The 16061-nt window shown below is 64.3% G+C and carries 14 protein-coding genes; 7 read left to right on the top strand and 7 right to left on the bottom strand.

Annotation, left to right across the window (positions count from 1 at the left end):
- Positions 1-25 precede the first annotated feature (25 nt).
- Both HMPREF2932_RS11510 and HMPREF2932_RS11505 read left to right on the top strand, forming a co-directional pair.
- Complete coding sequence (locus HMPREF2932_RS11510; RefSeq protein WP_070511431.1) at positions 26-2095, top strand: M3 family metallopeptidase; 2070 nt, start codon at positions 26-28, stop codon at positions 2093-2095.
- A gap of 82 nt (positions 2096-2177) precedes the next feature.
- Positions 2178-3206 (top strand): HNH endonuclease signature motif containing protein, encoded by a 1029-nt coding sequence (locus HMPREF2932_RS11505; RefSeq protein WP_070702134.1) that lies wholly within the window; start codon positions 2178-2180, stop codon positions 3204-3206.
- Between the two features lie 142 nt (positions 3207-3348).
- On the opposite strand, the gene ppc is transcribed toward HMPREF2932_RS11505, so the two are convergent.
- From ppc to pdxS, 3 genes are all read right to left on the bottom strand, one after another.
- On the bottom strand, positions 3349-6099 hold the full coding sequence (gene ppc / locus HMPREF2932_RS11500) for a phosphoenolpyruvate carboxylase (protein WP_071410173.1): 2751 nt from the start codon (positions 6097-6099) through the stop codon (positions 3349-3351).
- Between the two features lie 75 nt (positions 6100-6174).
- Entirely contained in the window at positions 6175-6972 is a 798-nt protein-coding gene (pdxT, locus tag HMPREF2932_RS11495) for a pyridoxal 5'-phosphate synthase glutaminase subunit PdxT (RefSeq protein ID WP_071410172.1), read from the bottom strand.
- 5 nt (positions 6973-6977) lie between these two features.
- Positions 6978-7880 carry a pyridoxal 5'-phosphate synthase lyase subunit PdxS gene (gene pdxS, locus HMPREF2932_RS11490; protein ID WP_049157099.1) on the bottom strand — a complete coding sequence of 301 codons (903 nt, stop codon included), beginning with the start codon at positions 7878-7880 and terminating at the stop codon, positions 6978-6980.
- 81 nt (positions 7881-7961) lie between these two features.
- On the opposite strand from pdxS, the gene HMPREF2932_RS11485 reads away from it, so the two are divergent.
- On the top strand, positions 7962-9263 hold the full coding sequence (locus tag HMPREF2932_RS11485; protein ID WP_071410171.1) for a MocR-like pyridoxine biosynthesis transcription factor PdxR: 1302 nt from the start codon (positions 7962-7964) through the stop codon (positions 9261-9263).
- A 3-nt stretch (positions 9264-9266) separates the two neighbouring features.
- On the opposite strand, the gene HMPREF2932_RS11480 is transcribed toward HMPREF2932_RS11485, so the two are convergent.
- Genes HMPREF2932_RS11480 through HMPREF2932_RS11470 form a run of 3 tightly spaced genes read right to left on the bottom strand, consistent with a single transcriptional unit; the run spans position 9267 to position 10718 of the window.
- Complete coding sequence (locus HMPREF2932_RS11480; RefSeq protein WP_071410170.1) at positions 9267-9899, bottom strand: anti-sigma factor; 633 nt, start codon at positions 9897-9899, stop codon at positions 9267-9269.
- Complete coding sequence (locus HMPREF2932_RS11475) at positions 9896-10504, bottom strand: sigma-70 family RNA polymerase sigma factor (protein ID WP_049157094.1); 609 nt, start codon at positions 10502-10504, stop codon at positions 9896-9898. The genes HMPREF2932_RS11480 and HMPREF2932_RS11475 overlap by 4 nt, the downstream gene beginning before the upstream one ends.
- A gap of 7 nt (positions 10505-10511) precedes the next feature.
- Positions 10512-10718, bottom strand: a complete 207-nt coding sequence (locus tag HMPREF2932_RS11470) for a hypothetical protein (RefSeq protein ID WP_049157090.1) — start codon at positions 10716-10718, stop codon at positions 10512-10514.
- A gap of 169 nt (positions 10719-10887) precedes the next feature.
- Between HMPREF2932_RS11470 and HMPREF2932_RS11465 the strand changes: the two genes are divergently transcribed.
- The 4 genes from HMPREF2932_RS11465 to HMPREF2932_RS11450 all read left to right on the top strand — a co-directional run bounded on the left by HMPREF2932_RS11465 (position 10888) and on the right by HMPREF2932_RS11450 (position 15646).
- Positions 10888-12468, top strand: coding sequence for a redoxin domain-containing protein (locus HMPREF2932_RS11465; protein WP_071410169.1), 1581 nt, complete (start codon positions 10888-10890; stop codon positions 12466-12468).
- Between the two features lie 10 nt (positions 12469-12478).
- Complete coding sequence (locus HMPREF2932_RS11460; RefSeq protein ID WP_071410242.1) at positions 12479-13081, top strand: MBL fold metallo-hydrolase; 603 nt, start codon at positions 12479-12481, stop codon at positions 13079-13081.
- Positions 13082-13179: 98 nt separating this feature from the next.
- Complete coding sequence (locus tag HMPREF2932_RS11455; protein ID WP_046648383.1) at positions 13180-14499, top strand: O-acetylhomoserine/O-acetylserine sulfhydrylase; 1320 nt, start codon at positions 13180-13182, stop codon at positions 14497-14499.
- Entirely contained in the window at positions 14447-15646 is a 1200-nt protein-coding gene (locus tag HMPREF2932_RS11450; RefSeq protein WP_246818673.1) for a homoserine O-acetyltransferase MetX, read from the top strand. Before HMPREF2932_RS11455 ends, HMPREF2932_RS11450 begins: the two co-directional genes overlap by 53 nt.
- On the opposite strand, the gene HMPREF2932_RS11445 is transcribed toward HMPREF2932_RS11450, so the two are convergent.
- Positions 15643-15957, bottom strand: coding sequence for a DUF3017 domain-containing protein (locus HMPREF2932_RS11445; protein ID WP_049157087.1), 315 nt, complete (start codon positions 15955-15957; stop codon positions 15643-15645). The genes HMPREF2932_RS11450 and HMPREF2932_RS11445 overlap by 4 nt on opposite strands.
- Positions 15958-16061 lie beyond the last annotated feature (104 nt).

Here is a 16061-nt window from a genome sequence, read left to right as displayed (position 1 = left end):
AGCTTATTAGGTACGGTAGTTTCTTATGACTAACCCACTACTGACACCTTCCACGCTGCCCTACCAGCTCCCGCCGTTTGCGGAGATCAAGGTCGAGCACTACCGCCCCGCCTTCGACGAAGCACTCGCGCTTCACGACGCCGAAATCGCCTCCATCACCGACAACCCCACCACGCCTACGTGGGAAAACACCGTGGAGGCGCTCGAGCGCTCCGGGCAGGACCTCGACCGCGTCATGGCGGTCTTTGGCAACCTCTCCGGCACCGACGTCACCGATGAAATGGAGGAGATCGCCGCCGACATCTACCCGCGCCTGTCCGCGCACTATGACGCGATCTACCAGAACGAGGTGCTCTACGCGCGCATCAAGGAGGCCACGCCGCCTGCCGACGACGCGGAAGGCCAGCGCCTCCACGACCACCTCCTGCGCACCTTTGCCCGCAAGGGCGCGGACCTCGACGCTGCCGGCAAGGCCCGCCTGTCCGAGATCAACCAGCGCCTCTCCGCGCTCTCTGAAGAATTTGGCCGCAACCTCATGGCGTCTACCCGCGAGCGCGCGGTCTCCTTCACCGAGGAGGAACTCGAGGGCCTGCCCGCCGAGCGCATCGCCTCCGCCAAGGCCGACGCCGAAGCACTGGGCCGCGAAGGTTTTGTCATCCCGCTGGAGCTGCCGACCGTGCAGTCCGAGCTGAGTCGTCTGGCGCGGGAGGATGCGAGGGGGAGGCTGTATGGGGCGTCGGCAAGCAGGGGCTCCGAGAACAACATCCCGGGGCTCATCGAGGCCGTGCAGCTGCGCGCCGAGCGAGCCGAGCTGCTGGGCTTTGCCACGCATGCCGACTACGTCATCGCCGAGGAAACCGCCGCGACTGCCGACGCCGCCCGCACCATGCTCTTCGACCTCGCCCCCGCCGCCGCGGCCAACGCCGAAGGCGAGCAGAAGCTCCTCACGGAGGAAGCAACGCTCAACGGCCAGGGTTTCAGCGCCGCGGACTGGCCTTATTGGGAATCCAAGGTCCGCGCCCGCGACTTCTCTCTCGATGAGGAGGAGCTGCGCAAGTACTTCCCGCTGGACCAGGTCCTGGAGAAGGGCGTCTTCGCCGCCGCCGAGCGCCTCTACGGCATCACCGTTATCCCCCGCGATGACCTCGAAGGCTATGCGGAGGGGGTTCGCGTGTGGGAGGTGATTGACGGAGACGTCAATCACGTGAATAAGGACCCGCACGTAGATATCGACTCGCACGGGGATAAGGGGATCGGCCTTCTTCTTACCGACTACTTCGGGCGTCCCACCAAGCGCGGCGGCGCATGGATGAGCGAGTTCGTGGGGCAGTCTAGGCTGCTGGAGCGGAAGCCGGTCATCGTCAACGTTATGGGCATCACCAAGCCCGCCGACGGCTCCCAGCCGCTGCTGAGCATGGACGAGGTCCGCACCGTCTTCCACGAATTCGGCCACGCCCTGCACGGCCTGCTTTCCGACGTCCGCTACCCCACCTTCGCCGGCACCAACGTCCCGCGCGACTGGGTGGAGTTCCCCTCGCAGATCAACGAGAACTGGGCGCTCGATAAGAACTTGGTCAAGGAGTACGCCCGCCACGTCGAGACGGGCGAACCTATTCCGGACGAGCTTCTCGACGCTATCTCCGCCGCCTCCGAGTTCGGCCAGGGTTTCGCTACCTCGGAGTATCTGGGAGCGTCGATCATCGACCTCGCGTGGCATTCCCTAAGTGCTGCCGAGGCCGCCAAGTTGGAGGCTACCCCGGAGGCCGTCGCCGAATTTGAGGCCGAAGCCCTGCGCGCGGCCGGGCTGGATAACGAGCTCATCGCGCCTCGCTACCGCTCGACCTACTTCAACCACATCTTCGCCGGCGGCTACTCGGCGGGCTACTACTCCTACCTGTGGGCCGAAGCGCTCGACGCCGATGGTTTCGAGTGGTTCAAAGAGCAAACCGACCTGCGCGAGGCCGGTCAGAAGTTCCGCGATGTCATCCTGTCCAAGGGCGCGTCTCGCGACTTCACGGAGGCCTACCGCGAGTTCCGCGGCCGCGACAAGGACGTCGCGCCGCTGCTTAAGCGCCGCGGCCTCGCCGGCGCCTAGTGCCGACTAGTTATCCACAGATTTCATCGGATGGCTAGTTCGGGGCTTGGAGGTGGGGTGGAGTGCTTTTAGGCTGCGGGGTATGAGATTACAGACGTTCTTCGCCGCCCTCGGCCGCGCCATTGACCTGGTGGCCGAGTGCGCGGGCCTGTCTGAATCTGATTTGGTGGCCCTCGGCGCCACGCCTGCCGACGCCACCGTGTTCCTCTCCCTCCACCACACCTACTTCGGGCACACCTCTTCTTCGAAGAAACAGCGCACGGCGGTTGCAGCCGCGCGCCAGCGCGGGCACGGGCTGGTGACCTTGCAGCTCATCGAGCACTTCGTGGCCAAAGTCCGGGACCATAACAAGGCCTGGGATTTGCGCGTGGAGCTGTGCCAGACCAGCGCGGAGCTGGTGGAAAAGGTAGCGCGCAAGCGCCTGCGTCAAATGCGCAAACCCCGCACGTATGCCGAGCGCGCCAAGCTCACCCAGCATGGCAACGGCCTTGCCACGCTCACCGTGACGGCGGACTCGCTCCAGCTGACGGGCGTATTTGAGGGTATCGACCAGGAACGCCCCGGCGAGAGTTTCCTAGAAAATCTGGAGGGCGGCGGCGTCAAGACTGAAGTTGCCACCATGGCGGTCTTGCAGCTCGATGACTACGCCGAGCTGCTCAAGGGCAATACGGAGAAGGACAGCGAGGAGTTCATCGTCCGGACGACCAATGGCGCGACGATGACCGGCTCGCAGCTGGTGGAGCGCGCTTTGCTGGACAAGGGGATCGTCGTGGCGGTCAGTCGCGAGCACGGTCCGCTTGATGTGTTCCGCTTCCAGCGCTTCGCCACCGCCAAGCAGCGTCTTGCCTTGGCTGCGGAGAATCCCTGCTGCGCCTGGGAGGGCTGCAAGGTTCCCTTTGAGAAGTGCCAAATCCACCACATCAAGGCCTGGGCCCGCGGCGGGCCCACCAATATCCTCAACCTGGTGCCACTGTGCCCGTACCATAATGGCGTCAACGACGATGATCCCGATGCCCCGCCCTCACGCGGCCACATGGACCGCATCGGCGGGCGCGTGGCATGGATCCCGCCATACGACGCCGCGCCGGTCTTTACCAGCGACTTCAACTAACGCTTCAACAAACCTCAAGGTCATCTTGCGCACCAGTGTGCCCCGCTCCGCCAGGGCACTCTTCCAGCACTGTTTGGTCGTACCCCGCAGGAAATCATCTCCTCGCGGGGCATTCGGCGTGCGGGTCAGTTGCCCGTGGGTCCTAGCCGGCGTTGCGCAGCGCGGTGGCCAACCCGTTCATCGTGACCTGGATGGTCTTGGACACCAGGAACTGGTCGTCGCCGCGACGGTAGCGGCGCAGCAACTCCAGCTGGATGGCGTTGAGTGGAAGCAGGTAAGGGTAACGCCGCTTGAGCGAACGCGCTTGGCGCTGATTCTCGCTCACCAGATCCGCGTTACCGGTGACCTTAAGGTAGACCTCGCGGGTGCGCTCAAATTCCTCGGATATCAGGCCAAAGATACGGTCTGCGGTGTCCTTGTCGTCGACCAAGTTGGCGTACAGACGCGCTAGCTGCATCTCCGCCTTGGCCATGACCTGCGCCATGTTGGCAAACACGGAGCGGAAGAAGGGCCACGTGCGGTACAGCTCGCGCAGCTCCTCCCAGCGCATCTCCACTTCTCCATCGCCACTATTTACTCCGGTCTTTCCGGTTTCTGCTCCATCCGCAGTGGCATTTGTTTCTTCTTCGCTGGCCGGTCCCGCTCCTAATGCGCCTCCGGAGGCTTGCTGCACCCACGCCGTCACCGCACTGCCCACGCCGAACCAGCCCGGGATGTTGGTGCGGGATTGTGACCACGACAGCACCCAAGGAATCGCACGCAAATCCGTAATCGCGGTGGTCTGCTTGCGCGAGGTCGGGCGCGAGCCCAAGTTGAGATCACCAATCTCGTGCAGCGGGGTGGACTGGGTGAAGTAGGTGATGAACCCGGGGTCGTCGACAAGCTGGCGGTAGGCCACGCCACTCAACGCCGCCAGCTCGCGCATGATCTCGTAGGCGCGCTCCGGATCCGTAATGGGCTCGGTATCCAACAACGATGCCTCCAGCGCTCCGGAAACAAACGCCTCCAAGTGGCGGCGCGCGGTCTCCGGCGCACCATATTTCGCAGAAATCACCTCCCCCTGCTCGGTAATGCGCACCGAGCCCGACACCGCGCCCTTCGGCTGCGCCAAAATCGCGTCATACGTCGGGCCACCACCCCGGCCCACCGCCCCACCGCGGCCATGCGCTAGGCGCAGCTCCACGCCATGACGCGAACACAACTCAACCAGGGCCAGTTCGGCGTCATACAGCGCCCAATTCGCCTGCAAATAACCGCCGTCCTTGTTGGAATCCGAGTACCCCAACATGACTTCTTGGATATCCCCGCGCGAGCGCAAATGCTCGCGGTACACGGGCACCTGCCACAGCTTCTCCAGAATGCCGGCGCCGGCCTTCAAATCCTCGATAGTCTCAAATAGCGGCACCACATCGACCTGGCCTAGGCCCACCTCCTTGAGTAGCACCATCGGCTCCAGAATGTCGGAGACGGTTCCCGTCATAGAAATAATGCAGTGCGACACCGACTCCGGCCCAAAGTCCCGCACAGCGCGCGCCGCCGCACGGAAGATGCCCAGCTCCTTCGCGGTATCCTCGGTGAATTCCTTCTCAGCACCGGGGAAAAGCAGCGGCCGATTGGTCTGCAGCTCGCGCACGAGCAGCGCGACCTTCTCCTCCTCCCCCAGCGCGCGGTAGTCCGGGGTGATGGTGGCCGCGGCGAAAATCTCGGTGAGAACGTTCTCAAAGGACTCGGAGTTCTGGCGCATATCCAGCGTCGAAAGGTGGAACCCGAACGTCGTCACCGCCGAGCGCAATCGGGCAAGGCGGTCATCGGCGATGATGTCATCGTTGAACTGGCGCAGCGAACGGTCGATCACGTCCAGGTCCCGCTTGAGTTCCTCCGGAGACGCATACGCGCTTGGCGACGCCTCCCCCTCCAACCTCGCCAGCACCTTCTTCCGGATGCCGAAGATGGCCCGGCGATAGGGCTCGTCGACGCGGGATTTTTCGTCGTTGTGGGCGGCGTCGGCAAGCGCGCCCAGTTCCTTGGAACTGGAGGAGTATCGATCCGACAGGGAGAGCTCGCGCTCCAACTCGCCGAGCTCGTCGGCGTAGTACTGCAGCACCGTCGCCGCGGCCTTGCGGGTGGCGTAGGTCAAGGTGTGCTCGTTAACAAAGGGGTTGCCGTCATGGTCGCCACCAATCCAGGAGCCGGGGCGGACGACGGGGGAATCGGGAAGCTGCTGGCCAAAGGTCTCACGCATGGCGTGGCGAATGGCGCGGTTGAGGGCGGGAACCTGGTCGAGCAGTGAAAGCTTGTAGTAGCGCAAGCCGACGTCAATCTCGTCTTCGAGGGTAGGGCGGGCAATACGAATCAGCGCGGTCTGCCACAGCAGCGTCATGCGCAGGTACATTTCCTTCTCGATTGCCGCCATGTCGCCGCCGCGGTGAGCTTCCTTGAGGAGAGTCTTGATGCGGGTCTGGGTGTCGAAGACGGTACGGCGGCGGGTTTCGGTGGGGTGCGCGGTGAGAACGGGGGCGACGTGAGCGCCTCGGATGACGGAGGCGGCGTCGGCGGGCGCGACGCCTTCTTCTTTGAGCTTGGCGAATGTCTTGCGCAGGGAAACCGGCGCCTCGACGGACTCGTCATCCAAGTCCTCCGCTAGATTCGCGATGAGCGCGAAATAGCTGAACGCTCGCGCCACGAGGTTGACTTTGGTGATGTCGAGGTCGCGGAAGATAGCGACGAGGTCTTCCGGCTTGGCATCGCCGTGGGCGATGTCGAAGGCCATGCGGCGGGTGGATTCGACGAGCTCAAAAACGTCCTCGCCTTCCTGCTGCGCGATGACCCGGCCGAGCACCCGGCCGAGGAAACGGATGTCTTCGCGGACTTGTTCTGGGGCAGGTGTGCTCACGGCGAGGAGCCTTTCTGGGAGTGATGTGTTCAGCTAGCACATCTCAATGTAGCCCAGAGCACTATCGGGCGATAGTTATTTAGCAAAAGAAGCGAGCCACGTGGCGTGGAGGCGCGAGTCACCGTTTTCTTCCGGATGGAAGCTCAGCGCTGTGACGCGTCCCTGCTGCACACCGACGATCACTTCGGCCCCATCATGTCTGGCGCAATCTGCGTGTGTCATACCACCTTTGCCGCCCACTCCCGCACTGATGGCCCCGCTGCTACTTATCGCGCCACCAGCCCTTGTCGCTCCACCAGCCACAGAACCAAGCGCAGGGGCAGGCAGGGTGGCGATGACCTCGACACCGTCGCCCACGCGGGTAACGATGGGCGCGCGGATGAAGCTCGCCTCAATATCGAGCGTGATGCTTCGGGGTCCTATGCCATGAGCCTCGGCGTCCCGGCGCCGCGCCCCAACCTCTGAGGTCTCTGCATCGGGCCGCTGACCTTGCATCGCGACGGGAACGATGCGCTCCTGGGAGAAGCGTTGGTTGCCGAAGGCGTTGCGACGCACGGTGACGTCGATAAGCCCTAGCGTCTGCTGGCCCGGCGCGGGGTTCTCCAACTCGCGGGCGCTGTAGATGAGCCCCGCGCAAGTGGCCAGGACCGGCAGCCCTCCCTCGACAGCGCGGCGCAGCGGCTCGGCGACGCCAAAAGAGCGCGCCAGCTTATCGATGGTGCTCGACTCGCCGCCCGGCAGAATGATTCCGTCCAGCCCGTCGAGATCCTGCGGCAGGCGCACCCGGCGCGTTTCGACACCGAGGCTCTCCAACACGGCGAGGTGTTCCTCCACGCCGCCCTGCAGCGCGAGGACACCGACGAGTGGTCGCACCGCGTTTACCAACCGCGCTCAGCCAGGCGGTGCGGGGCGGGGATATCGTTGACGTTGATGCCCACCATGGCCTCACCCAGGCCGCGGCTGATCTTGGCCAGCTCGGCCGGCTGGTCGTAGAGGGTGGCCGCCTTAACGATGGCCTCCGCGCGCTTCGCAGGCTCGCCGGACTTGAAGATTCCGGAGCCAACGAAGACGCCTTCGGCGCCCATCTGGCGGACGAGGGCGGCGTCGGCAGGCGTGGCCACGCCACCAGCGACGAACAGCACGACCGGCAGCTTGCCGGTCTCCGCAACCTCAGCAACCAGGTCATACGGCGCCTGCAACTCCTTGGCTGCGACGTAGAGCTCGTCGCGATCCAGGTTCTGGAGGCGCGCGATTTCACCCTTGATGGTGCGCAGGTGCTTGACGGCCTCGGAGACGTCGCCAGTGCCGGCCTCACCCTTGGAGCGAATCATGGCCGCACCCTCGGTGATGCGGCGCAGGGCCTCGCCCAGGTTGGTGGCGCCACAGACGAAAGGCACGTCAAAGTCCCACTTGTTGATGTGGTTGACGTAGTCGGCCGGGCTGAGCACCTCGGACTCGTCGATGAAATCTACGCCCAGCTCGCCGAGAATCTGCGCCTCCACGAAGTGGCCGATGCGGGCCTTCGCCATCACCGGAATGTCCACAGCGTTGACGATGCCCTCAATGAGGTCCGGGTCAGACATGCGGGCCACGCCACCCTGAGCGCGAATATCGGCCGGCACGCGCTCCAGCGCCATGACGGCGGACGCACCTGCATCCTCAGCAATTCGGGCCTGCTCCGGGGTGACTACATCCATGATGACGCCGCCCTTGAGCATGTCAGCCAGTCCACGCTTGACGCGCGTCGTGGCGCGTCCCTGTTCAATCTTCTGTTCAGTCATGGCTCACATAGTGGCCCAGAAAATTGGTCCAAGACAAGAGCCATTTTCCGAGTGTCGAATTAGACCACTTATGATGGGGTCGTGTCTTTCCGCCTCGATCCATCTGATACGCGCGCGTTGCCGGTGCAGATTGCCGAAGCCCTCCGCACCCAAGTCGCGGCGGGCATTTTGCTGCCCGGCGAGCAGGTGCCGTCGACGCGTTCACTGGCGCGCGATCTGGGCATTTCCCGAGGCAGCGTGGTTACCGCCTACGAGCAGCTCACCGCCGAGGGCTACCTCACCGCGTCGGTTGGCTCGGGCACAGTCATCAACCCGCACCTGCCCCATGGGCGCACCCCACAGCCTCACCCCGCGCCGCGGCCCAGCTCTGCCCCACCGCGCGTGGAGCTGACCCCCGGTTTACCCGATACGGCCGGAATCATCACCCCCGAATGGAGGGCGGCGTGGCGCAAGGCCGCGGTGAATCCTTCCGGCGATCTTCCCCGCGAGGTGGCCGCGCACCTGCGCCACATGCGCGGGCTCACCGTCGACCCGGCCTACGTCGTCATCACCGCCGGCGCCCGCGACGGCCTCTCGGTGCTGCTGCGCGCGCTGGGCGGCCACTTGCGCGTGGGCGTGGAGTCCCCCGGCTACCCCAGCCTGCGCCGCGTCCCCCAGGCTTTGGGCCACACGCTTGTCGACGTCCCCACCGACGCCCACGGCGTCACCGTCCCCACCGTTGACCTCGACGTTCTCATCGTCACCCCCTCCCACCAGCACCCCTATGGCGGTTCGCTGCCGGCGGCCCGGCGCGCGGAACTCGTCGAGTGGGCACGCAGCAACGACGTGCTCATCATCGAGGATGACTTCGATTCCGAGCTGCGCTACGTCGGCCAGCCTTTGCCCGCGCTGACCGCACTCGCCCCGGAGCACACGGTGTTGTTGGGCACGTTTTCCTCGGTGATTTCGCCATCGATTGCCTGCGGCTATCTGGTCGTGCCGCCGAACCTGCGCGCGGGCGTGGACCGCGTGCGGGAGGTCTTCGGCCAGCCTGTCGGCGCTATCCCCCAGGCGGCGTTGGCGAACTATCTGGCCAGCGGTGCGCTGCGGCGGCATACCGGGCGGATGCGCCGCGCCTACAAGCGCCGCCGCGACCTCGTCCAAGCCGCGCTGGAAGACGCCCCCGCTACCCTTCTGCCCATCCACGGCGGGCTCCATGCGGTGTTGCTGTGCGATAACGCCGTGGTCGACCGCGCGGCTTCCCTAGGGCTAACGCTCACCCCGCTGCGCGATTATTGGGGCGGCGCACCTGCCGAAGAAGGCGTGGTCTTGGGCTTTGGGCATTTGAGCGACGTCGAACTCGCCGCCGCGCTGGAGCTGGTCAAGCAGGCTTTAGCGGACTGAGCCCTAGCCGGCGCTGGCCAAAGTAACGGTGGCGAGGGTACGGCCCGTCGGTTGCATGCTGCCGCCTGCAGGTTCCTCGGTGACCATGACTTTGACCGCGGCACCGTCGAAGGGCATCCACACCCCATCGTGTGGGTCCTGACCGATAACCCCGGCTGAGGCCATCTCACCATCTGCACTGACTGCCCACACCTGGGCGCCCATGCCGTCGGCCAGTTGCGGCTGGCCATCGACCATCGCGCCGGATTTCGCCATCGAGGCGGAGGAAACGATATCCAGTTGCGCTCCCGAGGCATCCGCATTGCCCTGCATAAGGTCCTCTGCGCCCATGATGTCGTGCATGGATTTTTCGCCCGGCGATTCAGCCTCTACTTGCGCGCTATCCGGTGCATCTTGCTGCCCCAACTGCAAGAGCTGCGGCGCGGCTACCACGCCTGCGACGAGCACTGCGGCGGCAGCCGGCACCGCTACGAAGGCCCGCCAGCGGCGGCGTGGAAGCTCGATGACCTCAGCAGCTTCGCCACCGTCAATTTCCGCAAAGACAGCATCTTTCATTCGCGCTGGCGGATGCACGTCTGGGAGGGAATCGAGGAAGTCGTCGAAAGTCTCATCAGAAAACTCATGCGTATTGCTCATCTTCCCTCCTTTCCGAGAATCGCTTTTAGCTTCTTAACGCCGTCGCGCACGCGCGTCTTCGCCGTACCCAGCGGTACTCCCGTTGATTCTGCCAGCTCAGCATGCGTCAAGCCATTGAAAAAAGCGAGGGCTACCGCGGTGGAATGCGGCTCCCCAATCTCGTCGATGGCCCAGCGCAGGCGCTGCGCTTCGACATGTCCTAGGGCCTCATCTTCAAGAGGCTCGGTGTAGGTAGCCTGGGTCAGCAGCGCGTCGCGGTTATCGCGTTGCACTGCAGCAACGTGGCTACGCAGCTTATCGACGGCCCTCCCATGCGCCAACCTGCCCACCCACGACCGCGCGTTTCCCCGCTGCGGGTCAAATTTCGCAGCGGAAGTCCACACCTCAACGAAGACATCTTGGGCAACCTCTTCGGCTAAGGCGGGATTGCGCAGAACGCTCAGGCACACGCTGTACACGGTGGGCGCGAGGGCGTCGTATAGCGCACTGAAGGCATGCTTGTCTGCCGCAGCGGTCTGAACGAGCAGGTCGTTCAGCCGCGCATGTTCATCAGGTGACATCGCAGACACGGGTGTAGAGCTTACCTCCAGCAGCGGGGCGGACATGGCACTTTTACTTAGTCATTTCTTCACTCGGCGCCATCATCTCATCGCTCTTCATTTCCTCAGTCATCATGGAATCCGACTCCATCGCATCAGAACTCGGGGCCATCATCTCAGAGCTGGGCTTCATGTCCACTTCTTCCTTCTTGTCGTTGCAGGCAACCAGCCCACTGGCGGCTACGGCAAGTGCAGCGGCGGCGGTAACAAGCTTCTTCATTTCGGTACTCCTTCTTCAGGTCTTCGGGTCCGGCCTTTCCGGACCCTGTATCTGACCATTCGGAGCCACCCTGCGATGCGGATTGGACGGATTTAAAAGCAATCCGCTTTTCACTCGTGTTCCGAACTAGTTGCATACGCACACCGCATCACAAGCGAAGGAGCACAGGATGTTATCTACGCTATTCATCGGGTTTACCGGTGGCCTTATCACCGGCATCTCGCCCTGCATCTTGCCGGTCTTGCCGCTGGTCCTCGCAGTCAGCGGCGGCTCACGGTGGCGGCCATGGCAGGTCGTCGGCGGACTCGTCACAAGTTTCAGCCTCGTCACGCTGTTTGCCACAACGCTGCTCAATGCCTTGGGCCTCCCGGCCGACGTCCTGTGGAAAGTGGGAATCGCGCTGCTCGTTCTCGTGGGCCTGGGAATGGTGTTCCCTCGCGTTCAGGAAGCCCTCGAGTGGCCTTTCCAGAAGCTCCCGAAAGCTGGCGGCTTGCAAGCCACAGCCCGCGACAAGGGCGGCTTCGTCGTTGGCCTAGCCATGGGGGCTGTCTTCGTTCCCTGCGCGGGCCCAGCACTGGCCGCAATCTCCGTGGCGGGCGCCACCGGGACTGTCGACGCCCACATCCTCCTCCTCTGTCTCTCCTTCGCCCTCGGCGTGGCGATCCCGCTGCTGGCTTTCGCCTTAGGCGGCAACGAGGTGGGCAAACGCGTCGATGCTTTCCGCTCCCACCAACGCGAGGTACGCGTCACCGCGGGAATTGTGGTGATCGCCATGGCCAGTGCGATATCCCTCGGCGCGCCCGCGTGGCTGCAGCAGAAACTCCCCAGCATCAACGTCGACGCCACGCCCGTTGAACAGGACGCTCCCACAGCGGAAGGAACCCCCGTGCCCGCGTTCGCGGGGCTGACCGGCTGGTTCAACACGGATGCGCCCGTCGATCCGCGGACCTCCGGCAAGGTCACGCTCATCGATTTTTGGGCTTATGCCTGCATCAACTGCCAGCGCAACAACACGCACCTGACCAAGCTCTATGCGCATTACAAGGACTACGGCTTCGACATCATCGGAATCCACGCGCCGGAATACGCTTTCGAGCACGAGGCCGACAACGTGCGCCGTGCGGCCCGCGAGCAGGGAATCGAGTATCCAGTGGCACAGGATAATGACTTCGCCACGTGGAAGAACTTTGGGAATCGGTACTGGCCGGCGCACTATCTCGTCGACAAGCACGGCATGTTGCGCCAATCCCACCACGGCGAGGGCGACTACGCCGAGACCGAGCGCCTCATTCGTGAGCTTCTCCTCGAGCGCGACCCCAGCATAGAACTGCCTGAGCCCATTGAAGCCGCCGATACTCACAGCGCTCCGCGCTCGCCGGAGACCTACCTCGGCACCGCACGCGCACAGTATTTCACCAACCCCGATTACCACGACGGCACGCACCAGTTCACCACGAGCGAGCCGCCGTTAGGTCAGTATTCGCTGGGCGGGACGTGGACTCTGGCCGGCCAGCCCATCACCGCCGGACCTCACGCGCGGCTGCGACTGAACTACCGCGCCGCCTGGGTACAGCTCGTGGTATCAGGACGCGGAACGGTTCGCGTGCACCGCGCGGATGGTTCGGTCCACACCTTCGACATCACCCACGACGGCACGGTGGATCTCGTCCGGGAACCCGAGAATCACACCGACACCATCGAGCTGGAGGTAAGCGAAGGGCTCTCGCTGTATTCCTTTACTTTTGGCTAGCGTGGGGATCATGAAGCTATCTCTACATGGACAATCCGCCGTGGCTGTCGAGGCTCCCCAGGGGCGCATCGTCATCGACCCCGGCCCCCTTTCAGACCTCAGCTGCCTGGAAGGCGCCGAAGCGGTGCTGCTCACGCACGCGCACGGTGACCACCTCGACGTCGATGCCGTGCGTGCAAGCGGCCTGCCAGTATGGGGAACGCAGGAAGCCATCGACGCCCTCGGCTCCGGCACCGTCGTTCATACCGGAGAGACGTTCACGGTTCTGGGCCTTGAGATTCACGCGGTGGGCGGGCTTCACGAAGAAATCCACCCCAGCATTCCGCGCCCGGAAAACCTGGGTTATTTCTTTAATGGCGTGCTGCACCCCGGCGACCAGTGGTGCGTCCCTAAGGGACGCACGGTAAATGTCCTCCTACTCCCCGTCGCCGGCCCGTGGGTGCGCGGGGCGGATGCCGCGGATTATGCCATGCGCATCGGCGCGCGCGTGACGGTGCCCATCCATGACGCCGTGCTTTCCGACGCCGGCAAGCAAATCACCGACGGCATGCTCCAACGCGCCGGCGTGAGCGGCTATCGGCGCCTGCAGGTCGGTGAAAGCATCGACGTTTAAGCCGAACCAACCGCTCGGTCTATTTTTATTCTCGGTCTTGCCTGCGGTTTCCACAAAGCCACTAACAGCACTGAACCGCTTGGTCTAGCCTTTGTGGCATGAGCACCAAATACGATAATTCCGAAGTCAACGAGTGGTCGTTCGCGACCCGCGCCCTCCACGCCGGCCAGAACCTGGACGGCTCCACCAACGCACGCAACGTTCCGATTTACCAAACCACCTCGTATGTCTTCAACGACGCCGAGCACGCCGCCAACCGCTTCAACCTCTCGGATGCTGGCCCGATTTATACCCGCCTGACCAACCCCACCCAGGATGCGCTCGAAGAGCGCCTCGCTTCCCTCGAGGGCGGCGTTGCCGCAGTGGCTTTCGCCTCCGGCCAGGCCGCCGAGACCGCGGCCATCCTGAACCTGGCTTCCGCCGGCGACCATATCGTGACCTCCCCGCGCCTCTACGGCGGCACCTCCACGCTCTTTACCGTGACCTTGAAGCGCCTCGGCATTGACGTCACCCTCGTCGAGAACCCGGATGACCCGGCCTCCTGGCAGGACGCCGTCCAGCCAAACACGAAGGCTTTTTACGGCGAGACCTTCGGCAACCCAGTCGCCGATGTTCTCGACATCCCTGCCATCGCCGAGGTAGCCCACAAGAACCAGGTCCCGCTCATCGTGGATAACACCATCGCCACCGGCGCGCTCGCCCGCCCGCTGGAGCTGGGCGCGGACATCGTCGTGGTTTCCACCACCAAGTTCTATACCGGCAATGGCTCCGCCATCGGTGGTGCCATCATCGACGGCGGCTCCTTCGACTGGACCATCGAGCGTGACGGCGAGCCCGTCTTCCCCTACTTCGTCACCCCGGACGAGGCTTACCATGGCCTCAAGTACGCCGACCTGGGCGCACCGGCCTTCGCCATCAAGGCGCGTGCGGGCCTGCTGCGCGATACCGGTGCCGCCATCTCCCCCTTCAACGCCTGGCTGACGCTGAATGGCATCGAGACGTTGCAGTTGCGCGTCGAGAAGCACAATGCCAACGCCCAGGCCGTGGCAGAGTACCTGGAGTCCCACGCCAAGGTCACCACCGTCAATTACGCCGGCTTGGACTCCTCGCCGTACAAGGCCACCAAGGAGAAGCTCGGTTACGCCTACACCGGCTCCGTGCTCTCCTTCGACATCGACGGCGGCCGCGAGGAGGCGTGGGCCTTTATCGATGCGCTGAAGCTGCACTCGAACCTGGCCAACATCGGCGATACCCGTTCGCTGGTGGTGCACCCGGCGACCACCACGCACTCCCAGTCCGACGAGGCAGCGCTCAAGGCCGCGGGCATTACGCAGGCCACGGTGCGCCTGTCGGTGGGCATCGAGGATGTCAACGACATCATCGCCGACCTCGAGCGTGGGTTCGCGGCCATTGGTTAGCGCCATCCCGGAACTCGCGCCCGAAGGCGAGCTCACCGTCGTCCCCATCGGTGATTTCACCACGGAAGCAGGCGCCGTGCTTGCCGACGCCCACGTGGCCTACCAACGCTGGGGCGCTTTCGCCGGCGACCCGGACGGCGTCAACAATGTCTTGGTGGTTGAGCACGCGCTGACCGGGGATTCCAATGTGGCGGACTGGTGGTCCGACCTGGTGGGGCCTGGCAAGGCTTTGGACACCACGCGCTGGTGCGTTATCGCGACTAATGCGCTGGGCGGCTGCAATGGCTCGACGGGGCCGAAGTCGCTGCACCCGGATGGAAAGCCGTGGGGCGGGCGCTTCCCGGCGCTGTCGATTCGGGACTTGGTGGAGGCCGAGCACGACTGCTTGAAGGAACTGGGCATTTCGCGTGTGCACGCGGTGCTCGGCGGTTCGATGGGCGGCGCGCGAACTTTGGAGTGGAGCTTGCTGCACCCGGAAAGCGTGTCCGCGGTGTGTGTGATTGCGGTGTCTGCCCGGGCTTCGGGCTGGCAGATTGGCATCCAATCCGCGCAGATTTCTGCCATCGAGCGCGACCCGTTTTGGCATGGCGGAAATTACTACCTCACGGACAAGACTCCGCGGGATGGTCTGGCAGCGGCGCGCCGCATCGCGCATTTGACGTATCGCGGCGAGCAGGAGATCGACGAGCGCTTCGGCGCTACCGCACAGCAAGGCGAGAATCCCTTGGGTCCGCACCGCCAGCTGAACCAGCGTTTCGCGGTGAACTCCTACCTGGATTACCAGGGGGCGAAACTCACCGAGCGCTTCGATGCGGGTTCCTATGTGGTGCTCACGGAGGCGTTGAACCGGCATGACGTCGGCCGCGGGCGCGGCGGGCTCATCAAAGCACTGGCCGCCTCCCAGGTGCCGACGATGGTCGTGGGCGTGGACACGGATATCCTCTACCCCTATCACCAGCAGGAGCACATCTCTCGCAACGTCAACCAGCTACTGGCGATGGCCAAAATTGTCTCCCCCGTGGGCCACGATGCCTTCCTGACGGAGACCCGGCAGATGAACCGCATCCTGCGCAACTTCCTGCTGCTCTCCGCGCCGAATGGCCTCGATGTGGGCCCTGCGTACGTGGGCGATGAATATTACATCTAAGAGCCCAGCGCGTCGATGGAGAAGGCCATGAACACCATCGCCGCGCCCAAGATGCCTGTAAAGCAGGCATCGAAGCGCCGGGAGCGCACCGCGAGCACGCCGACCCGCGAGGAGTCGCAGGTCAAGCGGACCACCGTGAGCCACACCAGCGCCCCGCCCAGCAGCAGCGTGGCGCGGCGCCAGTGCTCGAACACGGCATAGAAACCCGACACCACAACCGCCACGACGAACAGGCCGATGGCCAGCCACTGGAGAGCCGGCGGCAGCGCCGAGGGCTTCAGGTGCGCATCGTGCGGGTTCGACAGGGACACCGGTGGCGTGGTTTTCCCGCGGGCTTGGCTTTCAGTCTGGCTTCCATTCTGGCTTCGAGGCTGGCCTTGAACAGGGCCCTGAGCTGGGCGCCGGGGCATTCGTT

This window comes from Corynebacterium sp. HMSC074H12 (assembly GCF_001813755.1).
GTDB lineage: Bacteria > Actinomycetota > Actinomycetes > Mycobacteriales > Mycobacteriaceae > Corynebacterium > Corynebacterium hiratae.
The sequence above is the reverse complement of the archived record's forward strand: the minus strand, read 5'-3'. Positions and strand labels throughout refer to the sequence as shown.

Bases quoted from the DNA above. Each gene is read 5' to 3' on its own strand.
- HMPREF2932_RS11465 (WP_071410169.1), top strand. From the start codon at position 10,888: ATGTTATCTACGCTATTCATCGGGTTTACCGGTGGCCTTATCACCGGC.
- HMPREF2932_RS11505 (WP_070702134.1), top strand. From the start codon at position 2,178: ATGAGATTACAGACGTTCTTCGCCGCCCTCGGCCGCGCCATTGACCTG.
- pdxS (WP_049157099.1), bottom strand. From the start codon at position 7,880: ATGACTGAACAGAAGATTGAACAGGGACGCGCCACGACGCGCGTCAAG.
- HMPREF2932_RS11475 (WP_049157094.1), bottom strand. From the start codon at position 10,504: ATGTCCGCCCCGCTGCTGGAGGTAAGCTCTACACCCGTGTCTGCGATG.
- HMPREF2932_RS11455 (WP_046648383.1), top strand. From the start codon at position 13,180: ATGAGCACCAAATACGATAATTCCGAAGTCAACGAGTGGTCGTTCGCG.
- HMPREF2932_RS11460 (WP_071410242.1), top strand. From the start codon at position 12,479: ATGAAGCTATCTCTACATGGACAATCCGCCGTGGCTGTCGAGGCTCCC.
- HMPREF2932_RS11470 (WP_049157090.1), bottom strand. From the start codon at position 10,718: ATGAAGAAGCTTGTTACCGCCGCCGCTGCACTTGCCGTAGCCGCCAGT.
- HMPREF2932_RS11480 (WP_071410170.1), bottom strand. From the start codon at position 9,899: ATGAGCAATACGCATGAGTTTTCTGATGAGACTTTCGACGACTTCCTC.
- HMPREF2932_RS11510 (WP_070511431.1), top strand. From the start codon at position 26: ATGACTAACCCACTACTGACACCTTCCACGCTGCCCTACCAGCTCCCG.
- HMPREF2932_RS11450 (WP_246818673.1), top strand. From the start codon at position 14,447: ATGTCAACGACATCATCGCCGACCTCGAGCGTGGGTTCGCGGCCATTG.